General features: G+C 71.2%; 5 protein-coding genes. 3 read left to right on the forward strand and 2 right to left on the reverse strand.

The annotated features are described in order from the left end of the window. Nucleotides 1-287: 287 nt before the first annotated feature. The gene (gene pntB, locus RIF68_RS23890) at nucleotides 288-1,706 is read right to left on the reverse strand and encodes a Re/Si-specific NAD(P)(+) transhydrogenase subunit beta (RefSeq protein WP_309053351.1); all 1,419 of its coding nucleotides are present in this window, start codon (nucleotides 1,704-1,706) and stop codon (nucleotides 288-290) included. Nucleotide 1,707: 1 nt separating this feature from the next. Continuing rightward, nucleotides 1,708-3,234: a Re/Si-specific NAD(P)(+) transhydrogenase subunit alpha gene (locus RIF68_RS23895; RefSeq protein ID WP_309053352.1), complete on the reverse strand. Its 1,527-nt coding sequence runs from the start codon at nucleotides 3,232-3,234 to the stop codon at nucleotides 1,708-1,710. Between the two features lie 675 nt (nucleotides 3,235-3,909). Here RIF68_RS23895 and RIF68_RS23900 point away from each other — a divergent pair. From RIF68_RS23900 to RIF68_RS23910, 3 genes are all read left to right on the forward strand, one after another. After that, the gene (locus tag RIF68_RS23900) at nucleotides 3,910-5,067 is read left to right on the forward strand and encodes a winged helix-turn-helix domain-containing protein (RefSeq protein ID WP_309053353.1); all 1,158 of its coding nucleotides are present in this window, start codon (nucleotides 3,910-3,912) and stop codon (nucleotides 5,065-5,067) included. Further along, nucleotides 5,064-5,441, forward strand: a complete 378-nt coding sequence (locus RIF68_RS23905; protein ID WP_309053354.1) for a hypothetical protein — start codon at nucleotides 5,064-5,066, stop codon at nucleotides 5,439-5,441. Before RIF68_RS23900 ends, RIF68_RS23905 begins: the two co-directional genes overlap by 4 nt. A gap of 206 nt (nucleotides 5,442-5,647) precedes the next feature. Then, nucleotides 5,648-6,016 carry a VOC family protein gene (locus tag RIF68_RS23910; RefSeq protein ID WP_309053355.1) on the forward strand — a complete coding sequence of 123 codons (369 nt, stop codon included), beginning with the start codon at nucleotides 5,648-5,650 and terminating at the stop codon, nucleotides 6,014-6,016. Nucleotides 6,017-6,103: the final 87 nt, after the last annotated feature.

Below are 6,103 nucleotides of genomic sequence, written 5' to 3' on the forward strand. Positions count from 1 at the left end.
CGTCCCTGCCGCGCTCCCGGACTTCTGGGTACGGCACAACACTAACCCCCGCGCGAAGCAATGTCTACCTTCGCCATGACAGATTTTCTGCATCGGATGAAGGTGCGATTCTTCGCCCGACGGACGCGAGAAGAGGTGAGGACGACAGAAGGGACGGCGGGTGCCGTCCCTTCTGCCGCGGGCCGTCCGCAAGAACGCGTCCAGCACGCGGGAGGGCCGGTGCGAGGCCGCGTTCACCGCCGCCCCGCACCGGCCCTCCTGGTCCTCACCCCATGGCGACCGGTGGGTCAGAGGGCGCCGACGATGTCCTCGACCCGGGCCTTGGCGTCGCCGAAGAGCATCGCCGTGTTCTCACGGAAGAACAGCGGGTTCTGCACGCCCGCGTACCCGGAGGCCATCGAGCGCTTGAAGACGATGACCTTGCCGGCCTCCCAGACGGTGAGCACCGGCATGCCGGCGATCGGGCTGCTGGGGTCCTCCGCTCCGGCCGGGTTGACCGTGTCGTTGGCGCCGATGACGAGGACGACGTCGGTCTTGGCGAAGTCCTCGTTGATCTCGTCCATCTCGAGGACGATGTCGTACGGCACCTTGGCCTCGGCCAGGAGCACGTTCATGTGCCCGGGCAGGCGGCCGGCGACGGGGTGGATGCCGAACCGTACGTCGATGCCCTTCGCCCGCAGCTTGGAGGTGAGCTCGGCGACGGGGTACTGCGCCTGGGCGACGGCCATGCCGTACCCGGGGGTGATGACGACCGAGCGGGCCGACGCCAGCAGTTCGGCGGCGGCCTGGGCGGTGATCTCCTGGTGCTCGCCGTAGTCGACGTCGGCTCCCGAGGGGGCCTCGATGCCGAAGCCGCCGGCGATGACGGAGATGAAGGAGCGGTTCATCGCCTTGCACATGATGTACGACAGGTAAGCACCGGAGGAGCCGACCAGCGCGCCGGTGATGATCAGCAGGTCGTTGCCGAGGAGGAAGCCGGAGGCCGCCGCGGCCCAGCCGGAGTAGCTGTTGAGCATCGAGACGACGACCGGCATGTCACCGCCGCCGATCGAGGCGACCAGGTGCCAGCCGAGGGCCAGCGCCAGGACCGTCACGGTGATCAGCAGCCACAGCTCCGGCGTGATCACGAACCACACCGTCAGGGCGACGAAGAGGATCAGCGAGCCGAGGTTGAGGGCGTTCTTGCCCGGCAGCACCAGCGGCTTGGAGTTGATCTTCGCGGAGAGCTTCAGGTACGCCACGATGGAACCGGTGAAGGTCACCGCGCCGATGAACAGGCCGATGAACACCTCGGCGTGGTGGATGCCCAGCGTGCCGAGGGCGTCCAGGGCCTTGGCCTCGTGGCCGTCGGGGTCGTGCTCGACGTTGAGGTAGCCGTTCCAGCTGACCAGCACGGCCGCCAGACCGACGAAGGAGTGCAGCAGCGCGATGAGTTCGGGCATGCCGGTCATCTCGACGCCACGGGCGCGCTGGAAGCCGATCACCGCGCCGATCAGCATGGCACCGGCCATCAGGCCGAGGCCGGCGGCGCTGACCTCGCCGTCGATCGCGAGGACGACCGTCGCGACGAGCGCGACGCCCATACCGAGCATGCCGAAGGCGTTGCCGAGCCGGGCCGACTCGTGCTTGGAGAGTCCCGCCAGCGCCAGGATGAACAGCAGCGCGGCGACAAGGTAGGCCGCCTGTGCGGCAAGGGTCGCAGACATGTCAGCTCCGGTTGAACATGGCGAGCATGCGACGCGTCACCGCGAAGCCGCCGAAGATGTTGATACTGGCCAGGAGGATCGCCACGACCGACAGCACGGTGACCGCCGTGCTGGAGTGGCCGATCTGCAGGAGCGCGCCGACGACGATGATCCCGGAGATCGCGTTCGTCACCGACATCAGCGGCGTGTGCAGGGCGTGGTGCACGTGGCCGATCACGTAGTAGCCGATCACGATCGCCAGGACGAAGACCGTGACGTGGGGCAGCAGCGCCGCGGGGGCGAACGCGGCGAGGAGGAACAGCGCCAGGGCGCCGAGGGCCACGCCGCCGAACCGCTGCTTCGGTGTCATCGGCGTCTTCGCCGGCTTCGGCGGTTCCGCGGCCTTGGCGGGCGCGGCGGCCGGGGCCGCCGAGACCTGGACCGGCGGAGGCGGCCAGGCCGACTCCCCCGCGCGCACCACGGTGATGGAGCGCTGCACCGGATCGTCCCAGTCGAGGACCAGGGTGCCGTCCTTGGCGGGCGTCATCAGCTTCAGCAGGTTCACCAGGTTGGTGCCGTACAGCTGCGAGGCCTGCGCGGGCAGCCGGCCCGCCAGGTCGGTGTAGCCGATGATCGTCACGCCGTTGGCGGTGACGACCTTCTCGCCCTTGACGGTGCCGACGACGTTGCCGCCGTTGGCGGCCGCCATGTCGACGATCACCGAACCGGGCTTCATGCTCGCCACCATCTCGGCGGTGATCAGCGTCGGCGCGGGGCGTCCCGGAATCAGCGCGGTGGTGATGACGATGTCGACGTCACGGCACTGCGCGGCGTAGAGCTCGGCCTCGCGCGCCTTGTAGTCGTCGCCCATCTCCTTCGCGTAGCCGGTCTTGGAGACCTCGACCTCGGGGGACTCGATGGACAGGTACTCGCCGCCCAGCGAGCGGACCTGGTCGGCCACCTCGGGTCGCGGGTCGGTCGCCCGTACGATCGCGCCGAGCGAGCCGGACGCGCCGATCGCCGCCAGACCGGCGACGCCCGCGCCCGCGACGAGCACCTTGGCCGGCGGGACCTTGCCCGCCGCGGTCACCTGGCCGGTGAAAAAGCGGCCGAACTCGTGCGCGGCCTCGATGACGGCCCGGTAGCCGGCGATGTTGGCCATGGAGGAGAGGACATCCATCGACTGCGCCCGGCTGATGCGCGGCACGGCGTCCATCGACAGGGCGGTGAAGGGACGCCGGCCCAGTTCCTCGACCATCCCGGGGTCGAAGGCGGGCGCGAAAAGGGCGATGACCGTCGCCTCGGGCCGTACCCGGTCCAGCTGCGACGGGCTCGGAGCGTTGACCGCCAGCACCACATCAGCGGCCGCCGCGTCGCCGATGCTCGCGCCCGCGGCCTCGTAGGCGCTGTCGGTGAAGCCCGCCGCGCCTCCCGCACCCGGGTCGACCACGACGTCGTACCCCAATTTGCGGATTTGTTCGATCGTGGCCGGCGTGGCCGCGACACGACTCTCACCTGCCCGCGCTTCCTTGAGCACTCCGACAATCACGAGTGATCTCCGTTCAAAGATGTTGCCGTCAAAACGTGCCAATAAATATCGATTCGGGATCGAGTTGTTGCCCCGATCAGAATCGGGCCGCCGCCGCGTCGATCGGAAGCATGCCGGTCGTGATCAATGCCACAACTTGCGTGGTATCGGCTTGAGATGCGCTTCATGCGGTGCCTCGCATGGCTCATACCGTTCGCCCACCGGCCACGACGCAAGGTTCCACCCCCCGCGTCCCGGCGCCGTGACAGGCGCGCGGAGGGGCCGTGACACATCCCATGACAACGGGCCGCAGCCACCGGCGCCCTCCCCTGCTAGGGCGGCCGACCAGCCCCGAAGCCCCCTCGTCAGCCGTCCGAGGACCGGCGACACGGCCCGGGCACACGCCCCTGCCTTCCCCGCCTGCCTCCCCAGGGCCCGCCCCCGCAACGGGCGACGGCCGCGCTTGTGAAACCTGGCCGGTTCTGTACTCGCCGGCTCTCCGGTTCCCGGTCGGCAGAGGCGTGCGGCACGACGCGGGAGGAGGGCGTGGCGGTCAGGCGCCACCGCGGCCCCGCGAAGGTGCCGTTGTTGTGCAGGCCCGCGTGTCCGCCTTGCCCGGCCGCGGAAACCGCGTCACCGTTCGACGCGGTGCACGGCCCGCGGGGGCGTGACGGCGGGAGGCGGGAGCGGCGAGCGGTGGGGCTGCGGATCCATTTCACGTACGAGGACCTCGCGCGGGTGGTTCTGGCGGAAGAACCCGACCCGTTGTGGGAGGGGTTGCTCAGCCTGCATCTGCTGCAGACCCGCGACGCGCCTCTCCTCTACGGCCGTTGGCGGCGGGCGGCCGGCGGCTGCCTCGCCCCGGACTCCCACCGCCTGCGGCGACTGGCCCCGCCCCGCGGATACTCGGCGGACTTCCTGACCCCTTCGGCGGCGTCCGCCGGGTTCGCCCCGGGCGTCGAGGCGCTCCTGTCCACGCCCCGTCGGCAGCTGCGGACCGACCTGACGGAACTCGCCCGGGCCCGGCCGCTGCCCGGCTGGGCCCGGGCACTCGCCGAGGGCGACCCCGAGGCACTGAACGGGCTGGCCGGCCTGGTGCGCAGGCACCACGAGCGCTTCGTGGCCCCGTACTGGACGCACATCCGCTCCCGCGTCGACGAGGCCCGGTCGGTGGCGACCCGGGCGTTGTCGCGGTCCGGGTTCGGGGGGCTGGCCGAGGGGCTGCATCCCAGCGTGCGCTGGACGGCGCCGGTGCTGCACATCGCGGGCCCGCACCTGGAGGGCGACCTGCACCTGGACGGGCGAGGGCTGCGGATCATCCCCTCCTTCTTCTGCTGGCCCGGGCCGATCGTGCTCAAGGACGGCTCCCTGCCCCCGGTGCTCGTCCACCCGGTCACGCACGACCCGCGCTGGCTCGCGCCCCCGCCGTCCTCCTCCGGCACCTCCCACCAGGCGCTCGCGGCGCTGCTCGGCAAGGCGCGGGCGGCGGTCCTGGAGGAAGTGGCCGAGGGCCGGACGACGAGCGAGCTGGCGAGCAGGGTGGGCCTCAGCCCGGCGACCGTCAGCCATCACGTCACCGTCCTGCGGGAGGCCGGGCTCCTCAGCAGCCGGCGGATCGGCGGCGCCGTCCTGCACACCGTGACCCGCCTCGGCGCGGACCTGCTGGACCAGGGGGCGACCAGCGGAATTCGACCGAGTTCGAAACCCGTGGTCGGCGGTGGAGGGCGACCGCGACCATGGGCGGGCGGGACCGGCGGAACCGCTGTCCCGCCCCGTCAGCACCCGGACCATCCACAGGGGGATCACGAACCATGCCCGTCAAGCGTTCTCTGTCCGGAGTCCTCGGCGCCATGACCTTGGCGCTGGCCTCCGTCCTCGCCACCGGCCCCGCCCAGGCGGCACCGTCCGCCGCGGCCCCGTGGACCTCTCCCGCTCCCGCCCGCACGGAGCTGCTGGCGCCCGGTGCCGGTGTCCACTGCGCCCCGGGGAACTTCTGCGCCTCCGTCTGGGACCCGTCGGCGAACCGCTTCCGCGTCTTCTACTTCTACAACTGCACCCGCTACTACCTGTCGAACTGGAACGGGTGGGGCGAGGCCAAGAACAGCCAGAGCGGCGGTGCCGCCGCGACGATCTACGGCTCAGGCGGCAACGTGATCAGGACCTACCCCGCCGACAACAACGTCTACGCCGTGGACTGGACACCCGTCTACTCCCTGCGCAACTGCTGACCAGCGGTCCGGGTACCCCGGTACGCGGCGGGGCCGTACCCGGCGGCCCCGCCGCGACGTAAGGAAAGGCCCGGAGGAGCGGACACCGGGCTCAAGCCCGGAGCGGGGCGGGAAGCGGCTGTCCGCCCGGAGGAGCGGTCCTGCCGATGAGTTCGCCGTCCTCGAACGGTCTCCCCGGTGACACCACCGTTCTCGACGGGAGAGACATGTCCACGATCCAGCCAGTGATCCTCACGGCCGACCCGGACGTCCTGGTCGGCTTCTACACGCAGCTGTTCGGCGCCGAGGAGATCTTCCGGGTGCCGGAGGAAGGCGCGGTCCTCTACCGGGGCCTGCGCATCGGCGACACCGACCTCGGGCTGGTGACGAAGGCCGACGCGGCGGGCCGGGGGGCGCCGCGGATCCTGCTCAGCATCGGTGTCGCCGACGTCGACGAGACGCTCGGCCGGGTGAGGGAGCTGGGCGGCACGGTCAGCGGCGGACCCGACGACATGCCGTGGGGACAACGGGTGGCCCACGTACGGGACCCCGACGGCAATCCGCTGAACCTCACCCAGCCGATCCCGGCCCGGTGACACCACCCGCGTCGGCCCTCGCCGCCCAAGAGGGGCATGGCCGCGCGAGGACGGCGCCGGGCACGGGGAGACGTACCACGAGCCGTT

This window comes from Streptomyces sp., from assembly GCF_031178505.1.
Lineage (GTDB): Bacteria > Actinomycetota > Actinomycetes > Streptomycetales > Streptomycetaceae > Streptomyces > Streptomyces gulbargensis.

Coding starts and splice junctions, on each gene's coding strand:
- RIF68_RS23910 (WP_309053355.1), top strand. CDS start 5,648: ATGTCCACGATCCAGCCAGTGATCCTCACGGCCGACCCGGACGTCCTG.
- RIF68_RS23905 (WP_309053354.1), top strand. CDS start 5,064: ATGACCTTGGCGCTGGCCTCCGTCCTCGCCACCGGCCCCGCCCAGGCG.
- pntB (WP_309053351.1), bottom strand. CDS start 1,706: ATGTCTGCGACCCTTGCCGCACAGGCGGCCTACCTTGTCGCCGCGCTG.